The organism is Streptomyces griseochromogenes (assembly GCF_001542625.1).
Taxonomy (GTDB): Bacteria; Actinomycetota; Actinomycetes; order Streptomycetales; family Streptomycetaceae; genus Streptomyces; species Streptomyces griseochromogenes.
Map to the genome: position 1 here is coordinate 4,722,518 of NZ_CP016279.1, position 17,780 is coordinate 4,740,297.

Annotated in this window: 16 protein-coding genes and 1 pseudogene; 3 read left to right on the forward strand and 14 right to left on the reverse strand. The window is 70.7% G+C overall.

All coding sequences use genetic code 11. The features are described from left to right. Window positions 1-22 precede the first annotated feature (22 nt). The 11 genes from AVL59_RS19935 to AVL59_RS19985 all read right to left on the reverse strand — a co-directional run bounded on the left by AVL59_RS19935 (window position 23) and on the right by AVL59_RS19985 (window position 12,529). On the reverse strand, window positions 23-796 hold the full coding sequence (locus tag AVL59_RS19935; RefSeq protein WP_067306249.1) for a YqjF family protein: 774 nt from the start codon (window positions 794-796) through the stop codon (window positions 23-25). Between the two features lie 171 nt (window positions 797-967). Beyond that, window positions 968-1,492 (reverse strand): TIR domain-containing protein, encoded by a 525-nt coding sequence (locus AVL59_RS19940; RefSeq protein WP_208870406.1) that lies wholly within the window; start codon window positions 1,490-1,492, stop codon window positions 968-970. 9 nt (window positions 1,493-1,501) lie between these two features. Further along, complete coding sequence (gene blsL, locus AVL59_RS19945) at window positions 1,502-2,143, reverse strand: L-leucyldemethyl-blasticidin S guanidino methyltransferase BlsL (protein ID WP_067306253.1); 642 nt, start codon at window positions 2,141-2,143, stop codon at window positions 1,502-1,504. Between the two features lie 38 nt (window positions 2,144-2,181). Beyond that, entirely contained in the window at window positions 2,182-4,056 is a 1,875-nt protein-coding gene (locus AVL59_RS19950; RefSeq protein WP_067306256.1) for a hypothetical protein, read from the reverse strand. Between the two features lie 97 nt (window positions 4,057-4,153). Then, window positions 4,154-5,389, reverse strand: a complete 1,236-nt coding sequence (locus AVL59_RS19955; RefSeq protein WP_237281563.1) for an MFS transporter — start codon at window positions 5,387-5,389, stop codon at window positions 4,154-4,156. Window positions 5,390-5,455: 66 nt separating this feature from the next. Further along, window positions 5,456-6,703 carry an ATP-grasp domain-containing protein gene (locus AVL59_RS19960; RefSeq protein WP_067306266.1) on the reverse strand — a complete coding sequence of 416 codons (1,248 nt, stop codon included), beginning with the start codon at window positions 6,701-6,703 and terminating at the stop codon, window positions 5,456-5,458. After that, window positions 6,700-7,878: a DegT/DnrJ/EryC1/StrS family aminotransferase gene (locus AVL59_RS19965; protein ID WP_067306273.1), complete on the reverse strand. Its 1,179-nt coding sequence runs from the start codon at window positions 7,876-7,878 to the stop codon at window positions 6,700-6,702. Before AVL59_RS19965 ends, AVL59_RS19960 begins: the two co-directional genes overlap by 4 nt. Further along, a complete protein-coding gene (blsG, locus tag AVL59_RS19970; protein WP_099053299.1) occupies window positions 7,875-9,098 on the reverse strand; it encodes an arginine 2,3-aminomutase in 1,224 nt (407 codons plus the stop codon). The genes AVL59_RS19965 and blsG overlap by 4 nt, the downstream gene beginning before the upstream one ends. Before the next feature lie 128 nt (window positions 9,099-9,226). Continuing rightward, window positions 9,227-10,180, reverse strand: a complete 954-nt coding sequence (blsF, locus tag AVL59_RS19975; protein WP_237281564.1) for a CGA synthase-related protein — start codon at window positions 10,178-10,180, stop codon at window positions 9,227-9,229. A 48-nt stretch (window positions 10,181-10,228) separates the two neighbouring features. Further along, complete coding sequence (blsE, locus tag AVL59_RS19980; protein ID WP_067306278.1) at window positions 10,229-11,263, reverse strand: cytosylglucuronate decarboxylase; 1,035 nt, start codon at window positions 11,261-11,263, stop codon at window positions 10,229-10,231. Window positions 11,264-11,311: 48 nt separating this feature from the next. Next, window positions 11,312-12,529 carry a hydroxymethylcytosylglucuronate/cytosylglucuronate synthase gene (locus tag AVL59_RS19985; RefSeq protein WP_067306281.1) on the reverse strand — a complete coding sequence of 406 codons (1,218 nt, stop codon included), beginning with the start codon at window positions 12,527-12,529 and terminating at the stop codon, window positions 11,312-11,314. A gap of 592 nt (window positions 12,530-13,121) precedes the next feature. On the opposite strand from AVL59_RS19985, the pseudogene AVL59_RS56445 reads away from it, so the two are divergent. Continuing rightward, a pseudogene (locus tag AVL59_RS56445) lies at window positions 13,122-13,250 on the forward strand (hypothetical protein); the annotation flags it as partial. A gap of 225 nt (window positions 13,251-13,475) precedes the next feature. On the opposite strand, the gene AVL59_RS19995 reads toward AVL59_RS56445, so the two are convergent. The 3 genes from AVL59_RS19995 to AVL59_RS20005 all read right to left on the reverse strand — a co-directional run bounded on the left by AVL59_RS19995 (window position 13,476) and on the right by AVL59_RS20005 (window position 16,423). Beyond that, window positions 13,476-13,901: a RidA family protein gene (locus AVL59_RS19995; RefSeq protein WP_079146808.1), complete on the reverse strand. Its 426-nt coding sequence runs from the start codon at window positions 13,899-13,901 to the stop codon at window positions 13,476-13,478. 48 nt (window positions 13,902-13,949) lie between these two features. Continuing rightward, window positions 13,950-15,491: a carboxylesterase/lipase family protein gene (locus tag AVL59_RS20000; RefSeq protein ID WP_067306289.1), complete on the reverse strand. Its 1,542-nt coding sequence runs from the start codon at window positions 15,489-15,491 to the stop codon at window positions 13,950-13,952. Window positions 15,492-15,682: 191 nt separating this feature from the next. After that, entirely contained in the window at window positions 15,683-16,423 is a 741-nt protein-coding gene (locus tag AVL59_RS20005; RefSeq protein WP_067306292.1) for a class I SAM-dependent methyltransferase, read from the reverse strand. A gap of 275 nt (window positions 16,424-16,698) precedes the next feature. Here AVL59_RS20005 and AVL59_RS20010 point away from each other — a divergent pair, with 275 nt between their 5' ends. Both AVL59_RS20010 and AVL59_RS20015 read left to right on the forward strand, forming a co-directional pair. Beyond that, window positions 16,699-17,130, forward strand: coding sequence for a hypothetical protein (locus tag AVL59_RS20010; protein WP_067306294.1), 432 nt, complete (start codon window positions 16,699-16,701; stop codon window positions 17,128-17,130). 130 nt (window positions 17,131-17,260) lie between these two features. After that, window positions 17,261-17,740, forward strand: a complete 480-nt coding sequence (locus AVL59_RS20015) for a Pycsar system effector family protein (protein ID WP_099053087.1) — start codon at window positions 17,261-17,263, stop codon at window positions 17,738-17,740. Window positions 17,741-17,780: the final 40 nt, after the last annotated feature.

Consider the following 17,780-nt stretch of genomic DNA (forward strand, 5'->3'; position numbering starts at 1 on the left):
CACGTTCCGTGCCGGATGCCCCTCAGGGGGTGGGAATGCCGGCCGGGGTGCGGGGCGGCCGGCCGAAGCGGACGGGGACTCCGGGGGAGTAGAGCACGCTGACAGGCGGCCCGACCGGTGCGGGCAGGCCCGCGGAGACCACGAGGTTCTCGTCGCAGCGCAGCAGCTCGGCACGGTGGAGCGGCCAGCGCGGATGCGTGTTGGGGAGATACAGGGACCGGCCGAAGAAGGCGCTGTGCATGCCCCAGCGGGCGGTCAGGAAGTGTTCGAGTTCGGTCGGTTCCTCGACCCGTTCGCCGATCCGTATCGCGAGGCTGCTGTGCGCGCCGCGAGGTCCGGGCCAGCGCCGGCTGCTCGTGTAGACGACCGTCTTGCCGTCCTGGCGGATCTCCATCCGCGACCAGATGTACGGGAGCCGGAACGCTGCCCGGCCGACGGCGACGGGGATCAGGCGGGACGCGTCGAGGGAGCGGAAGACCACGCCGCGCCGGCCGTGGGCGTCCACGGAGTACAGACGGACGTTGGTCTCCGGGAAGGAACCGAGGTACGGGATTCCGGGAAGGCGGAACCAGCCGACGCGGTGCATCCGGAAAGCGACGAGACCGACGTAGGTGACGCCGTACAAGGTGTCCGGCCGGGTACCGGTCGGCAGCAGCGGGGCGACGTCCGCCGGGTCGGCGGCCCAGTGGAGAAAGGCCAGATCGAGCCAGGACTGGGTGAGAAGGGGCCGGTCCGCGGTGTGGGGCGGGTCGGCGGTTATCGGTTCGGGGCCCACGGCGAGCGGCGGCTGCGGCATTGAGCCAGTATCCAGGAGCACCCGGCCGGGCGGAACGACCGGCTCGGAACGAGTCCCACCAGCGCCCGGGCAGCGCCCCCGCGTTCACCTTTCCCGACCGTGCGGCCGACGGTGAACACCGTGCCCCGCGCACTTCCCGTCACGCGGGGCACGATGCGGTGCACGGTTCGGTCAGGGCGTTGCGGCCGGGTTGTTCACTCGGTCCACCACTTTGCGGATCGCCGCGTCGATCTGCGGTTTCGCCAGGGCGATGTCCTTGTAGTGGACGAACTCGACCGCGGCGACGGTACCGAGACCGCGGACGAGAAAGCCGTACTCCTCCTCCCTGCCCTCCTCCAGTAAGAGCACGATGGGTTTGTCGAACGCGCTCGCCCAGCCGATCTCGACATGGGTACCGGGGGAGGGCGGGATGCCCGGGATGGCGACGAAGACGTCCGCCTTGCGGATCTCCAGCTGGTCCAGGGGCGTGCACTCCTCCGGTGTCAGCACCTGCGCACCCCAGGCCTCCCGCCGGTGGGCGTTGAAGACCTCCAGACCCTGTTTCTCGAAGTGCTCGATGAGTGTGAGGAAGGGAAGCTGTTCGGCGCTCGGCATGCTGTTGGTCTCGGGGTTGACCAGTCCCATGAAGGGACCGGCGAGAAAGACGCTGCGCACGCCGTCGAGGACGGACTCCGACGCACTGCTGATGACGTTCACGAGGTTCCCTCAGTCCTTGTAGAAACACTGGATGTAGGCGTTGCCACTGGTGCCGTAGGTGTATTCCGTGGTGTCGTACGCCTGGTACGGATGCCGCTCCACGTGGATCCGGCGGAAGTGCTCGACGTACTGCCAGCGCAGCTCGGGCTTGGTGCTGAAGAACGGGATGAAGACGCCTCCGGGCCGCAGCACCCGGACCACCTCGGGCACCGTCCTCGCCCACAGCTCCTCGTCCGTCCACACCTCCATGTCCAGGGCAGGGTCGAAGAACATGCCGTCGAAGCTCTCGCTCGGCAGCTCCTTGATCCGCTGGAAGAAGTCGCCGCGCTCGATGGACAGGGTCGGCGGCAGGTCGGGATTGGCGGTCCGGAACAACTCCTCCACCTCGCCGAAGAGTTCCAGGACGGTGTGGCTCCGGGTGGCCGGGTTGCGTGCGATCCGCAGCGCCGACAGGCCGAGACCCAGTCCGACCTCGTAGAAGTCCTGCCCGTGCCGGCACAGGAGATCGGCGCTCGCCCACATCAGGTCGCGTTCCCACGCCTGCATGGCCTGCTCGCCGCCGATGCTCAAGGTCACCTCGCCGTCCTTCTCGATCAGCTCGATCTCGGGCTCGGCGGAGTCCGCGGCGATCGCGCCGGTGCTCTGCTCCATTACTGTCCTCCTCGGGACGGGAAGGAGGCTGACGGCTGTCAGCCTCGCCGGGGAACGACTCCGAAGTGCCGCCGGGCGGTGGAGACCGCCAGGTCCTGCACCGCGAAGACGGTGAAGTAGTAGGCCTGCGGCGCCGTCCGCTCGGCGAACCGCACCCGGAACGTCACGTCCCTGGTGGTCCGGTCCGATCCCCTGACCTTGACGATCGCCGGTTCGACGACGGTGTCCTCGCGCAGGTACGTCGGCACGAACAGACCGAGCCGCACCGGACCCGGACGGGCCGCGGTCAGTTCGGCACGGACCTCCAGCACCTCGCCCGCCGGGACCTCGTCCGCGGCGAAGGCCAGCAGCTGCGGCGAGTCGGGCACTCGGAAGGTCACATCGCCGCAGCGCAGACACACCACGCACACCGTGTCCAGGATGTGCGGCAGCAGACCCCGCTTGGTGAACCGCTGCGCGGGCCGGCCGCAGTGGCACGTCACCTCGTCGACCCGCTCGTCCAGGCGGCTGCGGTCCCCGAAGTGCGCGGGATAGTTCATCAGCTCGGTCTCCGGGTTGTCGGTGACCTGCTCGGCGATGGTGTGGTCGAGGGACTGCAGATCGGCCTCCAGGGAGGCCCGGATCTCGCTGTCCGACTGGTCGGCGAAGTGGGTGGGACGGGCGACCCACAGGTCCACCTTGCGGGCGAGCTTGGCCAGCCGGGGACGCAAGGGGTGGTTGTGCGGCAGCAGCTCCCCGCTGAGCAGTGCGGTCAGCCGCGTGCCGACCGTGAGGAGCAGCGCGTCGGGACGGTGGTCCGACGGTTCGGGCCGGTCCCCCTCCGGCCCGGCGGGCAGGCCGAAGCGCATGAAGGCGGGGTAGGGGTGCGAGCCGGCCAGGCTGGCGTTGAGAGTGTCGACGGAGTCGGCTCCGGTGGCGGCCGCCCGCATCCAGGCCGCGTTCTCGGGCCGGTCGGAGTCGTGCACGGAGACGGCGGAGACGACCGTGCGGGCCGGACCGTCCAGCGCGTTGAGCAGGATCTGGTAGCGCGGGTCGTAGAGCGCGAGGTCGGACAGCGGCCCGCTGTTGCAGGCGCTGAGGACGACTTCGGCGGCCGTCACCTCGTTCAGCGGTACGAGCTTGTCCTCGGGCTTGTAGCAGGCCAGGCCGTAGGCGCAGCGCGGGCCGAGGAGTTCGGTGTCCCTGGGGGCGGTGTCGTTGAGCCCGCAGATGGTGAACTCGCCCAGGTTGATGCTGTCGTCCTTGCCGTGGCCCTGGAAGACGACCTTGCGCCAGGGGCTGCCGAGGATCTCCGCCTGGATGTCGACGCGGTCGAAGTCCCGGTCGTCGTAGACCCGTACCCGGTCGGTGGAGGCGGGCCGGTCGGTGTCGGTGAACAGCCCGAGACGGGTGAGGGAGTCCCGCGTCCGCGCGTACTGCTTGGCCGTGTTCCACAGGAGGGAGACCGGATCGCGGCCGCTCAGGAAGGAGAGGCCGAGCCCAGCGGCCCGGTATGTGCTCTGCAGCAGGCCGCGCACCGGGTCGAGGCGCAGCCGGTCGTAGGTGCCCACGACCAGGAGGGAGCCGCGCAGGTCGTGCCCGAACCGGCGCAGGTCGTCCGGCGCCAGCCAGGTGCGGGCGAGCGGCGCGACCAGGTCGGTGAGCCCGTCCGGCAGCTCCTCGCCGCCCAGCACCACGCCGTGGTCGAGCGGTGCGGGCCGATGCGTACCGTCGTACAGGCGGCCCGCCAGCTCGACGGCCCGCGCCAGGTCGGCGCGGCCGTCGGTGACGACGGGCACCGGCGTGGTCCCGGGGGCCGCGAGGAACTCCTTCACCGCGGTGCTGAGCCGGCTCGGCGGCACCGGCCGGAAGAGCGGTGGACGTGGGGACGCGCTCTGCTCGGTGTGACGCGGATCGGTGTGGGCGGACTGCATCTGGGTGACCTCTGTCTGGCTTGGTGTTGCGATCGGGCTGTGACATGGAGTGGGCGGTACGGGACATGGGAGGGGCGCCTTCGGGCGTGCGGCCGGGTCAGCCGGTGCCCGTGTCCGCGGTGGCGGGTGCGGCCGTCGTCCGGGCGAACAGGCCGCGGCAGCCGAAGGCCCCCAGCGCGGTCAGCAGCGCGGTGCCCACCGCGACCGTGAAGACGCCGTGCGGCCCGAGCGGGTCGGCGAGCAGACCGCCCGTCTGCTGGCCGATCGCCTCTCCCAGCACGGTGGACAGGGACGCCCAGGTGAACGCCTCGGTCAGCAGGCGGCCATCGGCGAGTGTGCTGACCAGGGTCATCTCGGCGGCGGAGACGAGCGCGATGGGAGCACCGCCCACCGCGAGCGCGAGTCCGAGGGTGAGCTCGGAACCGGCCAGCAGCGGCAGGGCCGTACCCGCCGCGAAGGCGAGGACCAGCCAGGGGAAGCGGCGGTGCACGGGCCGCTCCGTCTGTGCGTTCCCGAGCCACAGCGCGCCGATCGCGCTGCCGATGCCCCAGCAGGCGTACACGAACCCGGTCCGCCCTGCCGTGCCGTGGGCGTCGACGAAGGCCGGGATGGCGAGGGTCATCAGACCGATCGGCACGGCCGAGGCGGCCATCACCGCGAGCAGCCCGAGCAGCGCCCGGTTGCGCAGCGGGCCCAGCAGGCCGTCGGGTGAGCCGTCCTGCCCGGCCGCCGCCCGGTCCCGCTCACCCGCTTCGGGCGGCAGTGGTGTGAGCGCCAGCCCGACCGCGCCGATGCCGCCCAGCACGGCGACCGCGGTCAGGGCGGACCCGGCCGAGCCCACGGCCATCAGCGCCGCGAGCATGACGGGCGTGCCGATGACGAGGAGTTCGGTGAGCAGCGCCTCCCACAGGTAGGCGGTCGCCCGTTCGTCCTCTTCGAGCGGCAGACGCGCCCACAGGCTGCGCATACAGGCGTTCGCCGGGGGCAGGGCGGCTCCGGCGAGGACCGCCAGCACGAGCTGGGCGGGGTCCGCCGGTCCGGTGGCCCACACCAGGAGGACGAGAGCGGCCGGATACGTCATCCCCGTGGCGAGCAGCACGGGCCGCCGGCCGGCGCGGTCGACCCGGCGGGCGACGAGCGGGCTGCCCAGTGCCATGCCCCCGGTGTAGAGGGCGGAGACGAGACCCGCCTGGGGGTATCCGCCGCCCTGCTCACGCACCACCAGGACCATGGCGAGCGACATCAGGTAGACGGGCAGCCTGGAGACCACGCTCCACCAGGCGAGCCCGGCAATGTGCGGGCGCGTCAGCAGACGCAGGAACCTCCGTGGCATCCCTGTCATGGTGGGTTCGGTCCTCCGTGGGTCGTGGACGGGTCGGGCGCGCGGGCGGCGCGCGGCTCAGAGGGAAGGCGCCGGTGCGGACTCGGCGCCCGCGGCGACCTCGATGGTGAAGGCGTCCAGCACCTGTCTCATGCGCTCTTCCACCTCGGCGGCCGTCGCGCCCTCGACATGTACGTGTCCGCAGGAGTTGTGCGAGGCACGCCGTGCGGTGACGCGCTCACCGGGCGAGACACGCAGGGCGGCCGCGATGACGCCGGGCAGGCCCAGCAGCTCCTCCCGCGACGTCAGCGCGGTTACCGTGCCGGTACCGGGCAGCGGCAGCAGCAGATCGCCGACGCAGCGGCGCTCGCCGTACTCCAGGGCGGGGCGCAGACCGGCGTACACGTCGAGCGTCGCGCCGAAGACGTCGAACCCGTAGGCATGCCCGTGGTTGGCGGCGATCTCGCAGCCGGCCATCCGCAGCCCGACCTCCCCCGCGTACACCCGGCCGTCGATCTCGAAGAACTCCATGTGCAGATAGCCGTGGTCCAAGCCCATCCCGCGCACGACACTTCGTACCGTGCCGGTCACGTCACAGGCCGGTCCTGGGCCCGAGGCGACGCTGATGTTCGCGTTCATCGCCCCTTCGACGATGTCGAGGGGCCGGCACGGCATGGCACTGGGCCACACGTCCAGCACCTCGCCGTCGAGGATCAGCGCACACGCCTCCCACTCGGTGCCGCCGAGGTACTGCTCCACCATCCAGCGGCGCGCGGTGAGATCGACCTGTCCGACGTCGGCCGGCTCGCGCAGGAGGTAGGTGTCGACGCAGGCGAAGGAGTCCACGGGCTTCAGAACCACCGGCCAGCCGTGGGCGGCGGCGAAGCGGGTCACGTCGCCGGCCGTCGCGACCCGGGCGTAGGCGGCGGTGCACAGCCCCAGCTCCCGGAACTTGTCCTTCATGTCGGCCTTGTTGCGCACCCACCGCACCTGCCGGGGCGTCAGATGAGGCAGGCCCACCAGCCCCGCGAAGCGTTGCGCGACCTCCTGACGCGGTTCGGAGGGGTTGCAGAAGCGGGTCGGGCGAACCGGCTGCCGGCGGATCCAGTCGAGATAGCGTCGGGCCTCGGCCGCGAGCGGCACGCCGCGGCGGATCCAGAACGCGGGCAGGTGGGCGGTCTCGTCCAGGTACTGTGCCGACATGTCGGCACGAGCCTCCTCGAACCGCAGCAGGACCAGGCCGTCGGCGCGGTTGCGGGCGGCATAGCGGGTGAAGGAGCAGGCCCGGTCGTCCGCCAGCAGAACGGCCTGCGCGGCGCCGGTCACAGCGACTCCAGTGTCTGCCGGAGCGTCTTGGCCGCCACCCGCTGCTCGGCCTCGGTCAGTTCGGGGGACAGCGGCACGCACAGGGTGCGGTCCAGCAGCGAGCGGGTACGGGCGAAGCCGTCCCTGCTGATGGCCCGCGGGACCCCGTCGGCGAGGTTCCAGGGGAAGCCGTCCGCGTACAGGGAGTTGCGTGAGGTGAGGACCGGGTGCTCCGGCAGGAAGTACTTGCCGAGCGTCCAGTGGGCGACACCGCGCGTGCTCAGCCGGGCCACCGCCGCGTCCCGCAGCTCCCGGCTCTCCAGCCGCAGCCGCAGGCTGATCTTCGCGTCGCCTGCCGACCGGGGAACCAGCCCGATGTCGCGTCGGCCGGGGAGTTCCTGCGCCGTGATGGCGTAGTGGCGCTCCAGGCCTGCCAGGATGTCGTCGAGGTGCCGGAACTGCTGCAGCTGGATGGCCGCGACCTCCTCGCTGGTCACGAAGTTCTCGCCGTAGTAGGCGCCTTCGTTCCAGGTGGGGTAGCGGCCGGGCACCCGGGCCGAGCCGTGGTCGTGGTAGCAGCGCATCACCTGCCAGGCCGCGGGGTCATTGGTGACCAGCAGCCCGCCCTCGCCGGAGGTCAGGATCTTGTTGTGGTGGAAGCTGAAGGTACCGGCGTAGCCGCGGGTGCCGGTGTGCCGGCCGTCCGGGAAGGCCGCGCCGAGGGCCTGCGCCGCGTCCTCGATCACGTACGGGACGCCCTCGGGCAGCGGGGCGACCGCGCCCTCCATGTGCGCGACGACGACCCGCTGTGCGTCCGGCGGCAGCAAGGAGGCGTCCAGGGAGAACGACTCGTCGACGTCGACCGGCACCGGGATCAGACCGGTGGACAGCACCGCACCGGCCACCGCCACGAAGGTGACGGCCGGGATGTACACCACGTCACCGGCCCGCGGCCGGGTGGACACCAGGGCGAGGCGCAGTGCCTCGGTGCAGTTGTGCACGGCGAGCACATGGCCCGCGCCGAGCTGTTCGCCGACCCGGCGCTCCAGCCTGTCGGCCATGCTCTCCGTCTCGGTCTGGTAGCGGAACAGCACGCCTTGTTCGATGGCGTGGCGCAGTTCGCTCATGTCCGACCAGTCGAGGTAGTTGGCACCGTAGGGCAGGAACCGCTGTCCCAGCCGCTTGTCGAGCGTCATCGTGCACCCTCCCCGGTGGCCGTCGTCCGGTTTTCGGTCACGTCGGGCGCGTTCCGGAAGGCGTGCGCCGCGGCGGATTCGGTGAGGGGACAGACGCTGTCGTCGACGAGCATCTCCTCGCCCCGGTAATTGCGCAGAACCAGCCCGTCGGGTGTCTCGCGGTAGTACGGGCGGACCATGGGGATCTTCCCCAGCCGGGTGGTGAGGACGTACTGGGGCACGCCGAAACCGGTGATGTGTCCCTGCAGGCCCTCCATGATCTCCCAGCCCTTCTCGACCGAGGTCATGAAGTGGGAGACACCGGTGACGTTGTCGCAGTGGTAGAGGTAGTAGGGGCGTACGCGGATCCGCAGCAGCTCGGTCATGAGCCGGCGCATGGTGCCCAGGTCGTCGTTGATCCCGCGCAGCAGAACGGTCTGGTTGCCCACCGGGATGCCATGACGCAGCAGCCGGTCGATGGCCCGTTCGGACTCCGGGGTTATCTCCTTGGGATGGTTGAAGTGGGTGTTCAGCCAGACGGGGTGGTAACGCGCGAGCATCTCGCACAGCTCCGGGGTGACGCGCTGCGGAAGCAGCACCGGGAAGCGGCTGCCGATCCTGATGATCTCCACGCTCGGGATGGCCCGGAGACCGGCGATGATCTCCTCCAGCTTTCCGTCCCGGTACGACAACGGGTCGCCGCCGGTGAGCAGCACGTCCCGGATCTCCGGATGGTCGGCGATGTAGCGCAGGTCCTCGCTGAAGTCCTCGCCCTCGTTGCGCTCGAAGTACGTGCCGTCGACGTCGGTGGTGTGGAACTTGCGGGTGCAGTGCCGGCAGTACACCGGGCACGCCTCCGTGATCAGCATGATCACTCGGTCGGGGTACTTGTGCACGACGCGGTTGGTCCTGCGGTAGTACATGTCGCCGACCGGGTCGACCTCGGCGCCGCTGAACTCCATCAGCTCGCCGAGCGCCGGCACGGCCTGCTGCCGCACCGGGCAGCCGGGGTCGTCCGGGTCCATCAGCGAGGCGTAGTACGGCGTGACGGACCACCGGTACTTGCCCGCCGTCTCCGCGATCGCCTTCTCCTCCAGGGGAGTGGGACGGATCCACTCCCGGGCCTTGTCGAGATTGGTGATGCGTTTGCGCATGTGCCAGCGCCAGTCGTTCCACTGCTCGTCGGGGATGTCTTCGCGACGGGTGAGGGAAGGCCTGATCCCGTCGGATTCCGTACTCATGTGGGACATCGCAACTCCGGTCCGGCGACTCGGGTCGGAAAAACACCTTGCTGGGTCGGGTGCGTGCGCCCGGCGGGGCCGGGCGCACGCACGGCTGTCCCGCGGACAGCGTGGCGGATGAGTGGGATTCAGAAAGCGATCGGGGCCAGGGCGAGTTGACGGAGCGTCCGGGCGACACGTTGGGCGCCGCGCAGGTCGTCCGAGTCGAGAGCGGCCCATGCCGAGCGGGCGTCGGCGTCCGACGGGGCCCACAGCGCCGGGTCGGCGGGGTCGGTCACCGTCGGCACCCGCACGGCTTGGCGGGCGTGCCGGGCCAGGTCGTCCTGGTCGTGGTCGAGGGGTGGGAGGAGGGCGAGCGGGGTGCGGCGGGACTGCGCCAGCGTCAGGGCCGTCAGCGTCGGGGAGGCGACGAACACATCGGCCGCCGCGTGCAGGGCGTCCACGTCGACCGAGCGGGCGTCGTGCACCCGGACACCGGCGGTGCCCGTCAGAACGGCGGCCGTGCTCGCCGCCTCGCCGTCGCACACCACCTCGCACCGCCCGGTGCGGCGCACCGCCTCCTCGGCCACGGCTCGCAGGAGTCCGTCGGCGAAGGCGGTGAGGTCATGGCCGGGCACCTGGTAGGCGGAGACGAGCAGCAGGCATCCCGCCCGGGTTCTGTCGCGCACCAGCCGGGCCGGTGCGAGCAGGCCCGCGGGGCGTGTGCCGGCGGGACTTCGCGGGGCCGGCAGCCAGGCGGGGGCATGCGCCCGCACGACGGCCGCCGTGACGGCGGGCAACTCCGTGGACCGGTACCCGGAGTGCAGATGCACGACCGGCACCCCGCGCCCGGTCAGCGCCTGCGCCGCGCCGGGAAGATCGCACACCAGGGCCGCGTCGGGACGGTCCGCGTCCTTCCCGATCCACCCCTGCTCCTCCGTGCTCCCGGCCTCCACGACCAGGTCCATCTCGCGCAGATGGGCGGCGACCCTGCGTCGGGCCGTCAGCGAGTCCAGCCGCCGTGGGTCGGCCACCAGCAGCAGGCGCCGGCGTGCCGGTGCCGGCCCGTGCGCCGGGAACGCTTCCTCGCCATTGGCGGGCATCTCTCTCCTGTCGCCTTGACCGATGGGGACCCGGGCCGCTCGGGCGGATCAGTACTGCCACGGCCGTACGCCGCCCAGCCGGGCGATGTCGTCGCTGTATCCGGCCGCCGTCGTCGAGCAGCCGTTGCACACGCGCGGTCCCTCGGTGCGGAAGAAGTCGGCATGGGTACGGAAAGCAGGGGTGTCGAGCCGGATGACCCCGTCCTCACGCAGCGGAGCGCCGCCCGGTTCGTCGTCGCCCTCGCGATGCGGCAGGCAACTGCAGGCGTACGCCCGGCCGTACTTGCCGTCGAGATAGATCACGTCATCGACGACATGGCACAGCGGTGCGCTGGCCCGCGGTGTGACGGAGTCCGAGAAATACAGTTCCTGTTCCTCGGGGGTGTCCCCGTAGAACCGTTTGCCGAGTGGGACCAGCATGTGCTCGGGGTCCGCGTCGTAGACCGGGTCGCACAAGGCCCGTACATGGTCGGGATCGGGGTAGCTGATGGCGCGTTCGAGCTTCAGGGCCGACAGTTCCCACTGCCGCACTCCTGCCTCGGTGAGGACCCTCTGCAACTGGGGCATCTCGGTGTAGTTGTGCGGTCCCACCACGCTGTTCACGCGGGGCAGCACGCCGAGCCGGGCGGCCGCCCGCAGCCCGCGCAGCCCGTTGTCGAACATGCCGGGGGAGCGGCGGTAGACGTCGTGTGTCGCGGCCGAGCCCCCGTCGAGGCTGACGATGATCTGTGCGAGGCCCGCGTCGGCAAGCCGCTCGATCTGCCGGGGCAGCATCATGCCGTTGGTGATGATCGACATCTTCATGCCCGCGTCGGTGCCCCGGCGCACCAGCTCCGCCACGTCCGTGTGCATCAGCGGCTCGCCACCGGTGAAGCGGATGTAGCCGACCCCGGCCTCCACGGCGCGGGGCAGCAGCTCGTCGAAGTCCTCCAGGGAGAAGCGGAACGTGTCCCGGGAGAGTGCGAAGTCGCACATGAAGCAGTCCGCGTTGCAGGCCTCCAGCAGGCGGATGAACAGATACCTCTCGCGGGTGCTGCCGCGCCGGCCCGGCCCGCTGGGGCGGGACGCCGTTCGCTCGGTCATGGCGGAACCTTCCTGTGGGCCGGCGGCAGCCGGTCTGTCGTCGTCCCCTCAGCCGCGGGCCGCGATCGCGGCCCGCGGAACGAGATTCAGGACGTGGTCGGCGACCTGGGCCGCGCCGTGGCGGCCGACGGTGTCGACGAGAGCGGTCCAGCGGGCTCCGGAACCGGCACGGCGCAGCGCCGCGAGGACGCCGTCACGTATGTCGGCCCGGGTCCGTACGGCGTCTTCGACGGCCGCGGTGGCGATGCCCGTGTAGATCAGCCGGAGCGCCGCTTCCTCGGCGGTCGTGCGGTCACGCAGAACCTCGGCCTCGGCGAAGACCCGGTCGGGCCACGTGACCCGGACGTCGGCGCCGACCGCCCGGCTGTGGAAGCGGCCGTTGAAGATCTGGCTGAGGTTCTGCGGGGGGAGACACACGGTGGGTGTGCCCCGCGCGCCGGCCTCCAGCAAGGTGGTGAGCCCCGGTGAGGTGAGCAGGACGTCGGTGTCCGCAAGCCGCTCCAGGAATGCCTCGTGTCCGAGGGGACCGTAGGTGACGCGCATCCGCGAGGAGTGCTCCGCGTCGGCGGAGAACCCGTCCGGGAGATTGCCCGCCACATGGACCTCCCGCGCACCGAGGGAATCCAGCGCTTCCAGCGCGGCCGGTATGACGAGGCTCGGGTAGGACGTCCAGTCGGTGAGCGTCGGTGAACGCAGCCCGCCGAGGCTTACCAGGGCGCGGCGCACGGACGAGCCGGGGACGGGACCGGCCGGTGAGCCGGCGGATATCTCCCGGCCGGGTACCGCCATGACCGCTTCCACCCACTGCAGGTTGGTGATCGAGGCGAGCACCCCCCGGCACTCGGCGGGCAGGTCGACGCACCGCTGGGCGCAGTACACGGAGACGTCGGTCGGGAGCGAGTCCCGGTCTCCCTCGGTCCACAGGAAGGGCAGGCTGTCCACGAAGACCGTGGGCACCCCGGCGGCCTCCAATGCGGTGGCCGCCGGGCCTTCCAGCACGACCAGTCCGGCACTGACGTTCTCACGGCGCGCCACGTCCGCGACCGCCTGGCGGTCGTCGGCGCGCGCGTCGTACCAGCGGTCGATCCCGTGCTCCGTAAGGAGCGCACGGCCCAGGCCGGAGGCGATGCCGACGAAGCGCAGCGGAATCGGTGATCGGTCACGGAGAGTCGCGATCAGGGCACTGAGTTTACCGGTGCTGCCCCAGCCGAACTCGGCTCCCGCGAGGGCGATGGTGGCGGTGGAATCGGGTGACTTCGTCTGCATGGCGCCTGCGTGCCCTTCCTTGCGCACGGACGAATATGCCGGAGACATCAGGGCTTTCCGGACGACTCTCATGCTCAGCGAGGTGGGAAGCGAGACGCAAGGGAGTCATGGCGACTTCTGGCCACATCTTGGTAGTTACAACTGCCGTGCATTAATGGCCCGTTCGGCGGTGCCCCCGGTCTCGCCGCGCGGGTCGGTCCACCATGAGCCGCGGCGACTCAATGTGACGAAAGCGGAGTGGTTCATCCCTTAAGTTAAGGGGCCAGTGAGGCCCGAGTGTCTCCGCTTCACGCGGACCGAAGGTCACAGCTCCTGGAGGCTGATGAACCTCCCCGGACCTCAAGTCCGGCCCACAGCCGCCGCCTTGAAAGAGCGTAGAAGCACGGATGAGGTTGGCTCATATACCAGTGCTGGATTCATCGTTGTGAGTGACACGTTCATGATCGGGCATCCTGTTCGGTGCCTCGCGCACCCTCGACGGAGCCCCTGGCTGGGTTGAAGGCTCGTCCGTGAGAGCCGATCACGGTCCAGCCTTCGGGCGTAGGCCGTTCAGGTCGGACCGTGAGGTAGGCGTCGGACAGTGCTCGCCGACATGCCCGGACGACCCAGCCAAGAGCCCAGCACCCCTCGTAGGTCCAGGCACGACTGGTGGGGCATCGTGTTCGAGGCCCCCGATCCGCCGGCGCTGGCACGTTTTTACTCGGAACTGCTGGGATGGGAGATCGCCAGGGCGGACGCTGACGGGGCGGCCGTCGAGCCACCGGACGGCGTGGCCTGTGCGGCTTCCAGTTCGCCGACGGGTACGTACCTCCGGTCCGGCCGGCCCATGAGGGCACTCGGCGGATCACGAGGCACCTCGATTTCGAAGTCGCCGATCTGCGGGCGGCCGTGGCGCACGCGCTCGAACTGGGCGCGCGGGAGATCGACCACCAGTGGCAGGACAGCGTCAGAGTGATGCTCGACCCGGTCCTTCGGCGACGGCGGCGACACCGTCGATCTCGACACGCACGCCCTCGCGCACCAGTTGCGCGACGACCGTCGTCCGGGCCGGTAGCTGCGGACAGCCCGTGAAGAACTCCTGGTAGACGCGGTTGAAGATCGTGAAGTCGCTTCTGTCACTGAGGTAGCAGGTGCACTTGATGATCAGATCCTTCCTGCTGCCCGCCGCCACACAGACCGCGACAAGGTTGTCCAGGACCTGCCGCACCTGGGCAGCGAAGTCGTCCGGTATCTCGTGGGTAACAGGATCAAGCGGCCCCTGCCCGGACGTGAAGACCAATTCACCGGCCCTGATGGCCTGGGACAACGGAGGCTCGGTGCCATCGGGAAAGCGTACGAACGGGGCGTTCTCGGTGTGGATGCCTTCGATCATGTGGATATTCTCCCGCACCGGTATCCGAGGATCGCTGGGGTCGGAGGGCTACCGGCCGCCGATGAGCGGTAGTGCCTGGAAGAAGTGGTCTCGCCAGATGAGGCGGGAGGTCTCCTCCGGGTAGGCGGTGACGGCCGACCGAGTGTCGAAGATCTGCGTCAGCCGTTTCTCTGCTTCGTACGCGGCCCAACCGGGATCGCCGTGCCCGGCGAACGCCGTCCACGCGGTGCGCATGCGCGAAGACAACTCCTCCGCGGCGGGGGAGGGGGCTTCGCCGATCAGCGCGGCGGGCTGGCCGCTGCTCAGGTTGCCGAACACGAGAGGTACGTCGAGGCCGTGGCAGGCGCCGAGGAAACCTCCCATTCCCGGGGCGGGCCAGGTCAGTTCGTACACATGGGCACACCCGCCGCCGCTGATCTGTGCTTCGGCCAGGCGGAGGCTCGGCATGCGGAACAGCCAGTCCGAGTTGACCAGCTCGTAGAGCTCGTCCGGGCCGGCGGCAGGATAGCCGTCTCGGTAGCGCTGCGCACCGTCCGGGCCCGGGGCGAAGGCCTGCAGAGCGGCCGCGGCCTGCTCCTCCGTCACCTGGCCGAGCAATCCGTCGAGCGCGGTCAGCAACCGCTGCTCGTCTCGGGTGTGCCCGACAAGGATGTCGACGTTCCGGCCCGCGCCGTCGGTCAGGGCCTGCCACGGAGTGACGGGCAGGACATCGCCGTCGACGACGGGCGAGAAGGGGATCGACCGGAGTGCGACCGGGCCCCAGCGCTCCGCGAACGAGGTGGACTTGGCGGTGATCGCATCGCCAGCGGTCGGCAGCTGGTCCGGCGCCACGGTCGACAAGTCGGCCAGCGTGGGGCGCAGTCCCAGCTCGGCCGCGCAGGCGGCGGCGATGTCCCGAGCGAGCGCCGGTGAGAAGAACGTCCCTGGCACGCTCTGCGCGATCGCCCGACGGAAGAGTCCCGCCGCACGCGGCATCGCCAGCAGCGCGGCGACCGAACCGGCGCCCGCCGACTGGCCGAAGACCGTGACCCGGTCCGGATCACCCCCGAAATCCCTGATGTTGTCGCGCACCCACTCCAGCGCGGCCACCTGATCGAGCAGGCCCCGGTTGGCAGGAACTCCATCGATGTGCGCGAAACCCTCGATCCCCACACGGTAGTTGAGCGTCACCACGACGACGCCGCCCTCCCGCGCCAGACGAGCTCCGTCGTACTCGGGGAGGCGTGACATGCCGATGCAGTAGGCGCCGCCGGGGATCCACACCATCACCGGGAGCCCTGCTCCGGGGTGCGGCTCGGGCGACCAGACATTGATCGTCAGCCAGTCGTCGCCCGCAGAGTCTCGCGCCAGTGCGTCCATGCCGAAGTGGCCGGCCTGGGGAGGCGGCGGGCCGTACGACACCGCCATGCGTACGCCGTCCCAGCCGCTGACCGGCTGTGGCGCGGCGAAACGGAGCGGGCCCACCGGCGGTTCGGCGAACGGGATGCCACGGAAGACGGCCAAGCCCTCTTCCCTGGTGCCACGCACTGTCCCTGCAGAGATGCGGGCCTCGGGCTCGGAGCCGGTCGGCTCGGATGCGGCAGTCCTCATCACAATCCCTTCCCGGGCAGGGAGAACGCGTTCAACGGATGCCGACGGCAGCGCGTCATCTCACACACGCTGCAGGCACGCCGACAGCAGCGTGCGGCCGACCCTTCTGCCAGGGCGGGTCGCACGGCCGACACCGGGGATCATCCCGCCGAGTGGGCCAGAGAGCCACTCAATTTGGGGAGCGCTGTCGATCAGACGTGTGTCGTCAAGATCATGTACGGCGCCGTCCGGGACTCCGCCGGGGCATCCTCCGCCGGGCCGTCGGCGGGGAGCGTGGGCAGGTCCACGGTGGGGGAGGGGAAACCGGCCCCGGTCAGGAAGGACCGGTACCGGCCGAGGGAGCGGTAGTGGGTGGCGCTGGTCATCGTGCTGCCATCGCGCAGACGCAGCAGCGTGGGCACGGTGTCGCCGTCGCGGTACACGGCTCCCGCCTCGCCGTGGCGCAGAGTGGAGAAGGGCACGCCGGTCGCGGCGGGGTTGAGGTCGGCGAGGACGTAGGGGGCACCGGGACGCAGGACGCGGCGGATTTCGCGGGTGAGGGCGGCCAGCCGGTCGTCGTCCGGGTCGGTGCAGTACACCAGGCAGCACACGGCGGCGTCGACGCTGTCGTCGGCGAGCCAGGGCAGGGCGCGTCCGTCGAACAAACGGTAGGCGATACGGGGGTGCGGGCGGTCGGCCCGAGCGATCTCGAGCATGCCCGCCGAGGGGTCGAGCGCCTGGACCGTCCACTCCCCGGCACCCGCGAGTTGCGCCGCGACCGCGCCGGTCCCGCACCCGACGTCCAGCGCCAGCCGGTCGGGGCCCGTACAGCGGCCGAGCCGTTCCAGCACACGAGGGAAGATCAGCTGCTCGGCCAGCCGCATGTCACGGTCCTGGTAGGCGGCCGCCGCGGCGGAGGTGTCCCAGCCGAGGGGTTCTTCGTCGGCGATCACGGTCGCTGCCTCCTGCGCTGAACCTGGGCCGTACCGGTGAAGTCGTGTTCTCGGCGGCAGCCTGGCACACGACGGTGCCCGATGGCCCGTGGCAGGGGCGGTTTCCCTCGACGGCGCAGCCGAACGGCGGATGGTTGACGTAAGGGACAGGGAAGTCTCCGCGGCAATCGCCGGTCGGCAGCCCGTCGACAAGGCGCTGGAAAGGGCCCGGCTCTTCGCGCAGGACGTGGTCGAGGGTGCAAGGAAGAACGGTGGCTGTACCAGGAGACTGCGAAATGGGCCGCGGAGCGCGCCAGAGCCGAAGCGGAGGGAAGGCGGCCGGCTTCTGGGGCTCGTGGGGGGACATCATCGGACTGGTCAGCGCCGCCGCCGGCATTCTCGCGCTCTTTCCGGTGCTCACCCCGATCATGGCGTCCATCGCCGTCGTCTCCGCCGTCGGCTTGCTCGGCGCCCACGCGGCGGCCGACTCCATCACGGGCAACTGGAACGCGGCCACGATCGCCGTTCTCGGCGCGGACGCGCTCGCCGCGCCCCCGGCCATCGGCGCCCTGGCCGAGGGCGCCAAGGGAGCATGGGCCGCGGCACGCATGAACAAGGTCGCCGACGTGATCGTCAACGACGCCGGCCAGGCGCATCTTCGCGGTCGGCCCGCCACGGGAGCGGCCGGAGGTTTTGCGCCACTGGCTGGGATCGCCACCCACTCTTGATCAACGGCAAGGAGCCGGTGTACGCCTCCTGCCAGCATGACGGTGACATGGAAGGGCAAACTGCACGCAGGCCGAGCGAATCCGGCGGCCGAAGTGTCCAGTTGCGGGCCGAAGCAGAGGAGCAGCCACCGTGTCGACCACCACCCCGGCCTCGGACCCGTTGCACGCCGGACGGACCGGCCCGCACATCGACACCGCGATCGCTCTGCTGCGCGGGGAGGTGGCCCGCAGCGACAGCAAGGCGGCGCTGCTGCTGGCCCTGACCGGTGCGGCGTTGGCCGCTCTCGTGTCCCTGGGTGTCGGCCGGCACCTGCCCACCTCGGCCGTGGCCGTGGGGGCGGTGGGAGCGGTCGCGCTCTTGGCCGCCACCGTCGTGCTGCTGCTCGCCGTCCGCCCCCAGTTGGGCGGTCCGGGGTGGCCGCAGTGGCCGAAACTCACCGATGAAGAGCTGCTGGCAGAGCTGACCGCCGGCCAGCAAGTGGCCTTGGTGAAGGTCCTCGCCGCCTCCGCCCGGGGAAAGTACGCCCGGATATGCCTCGCGGTCGACCTGGTCCTGACCGGACTGGGCTTCCTCGCCGTGGCGGCCGTCCTCGCCGCGCTGAACTTATGACACCGGAAGGCGTAGGTCGGGCGACCTTCCGTCGACGGGG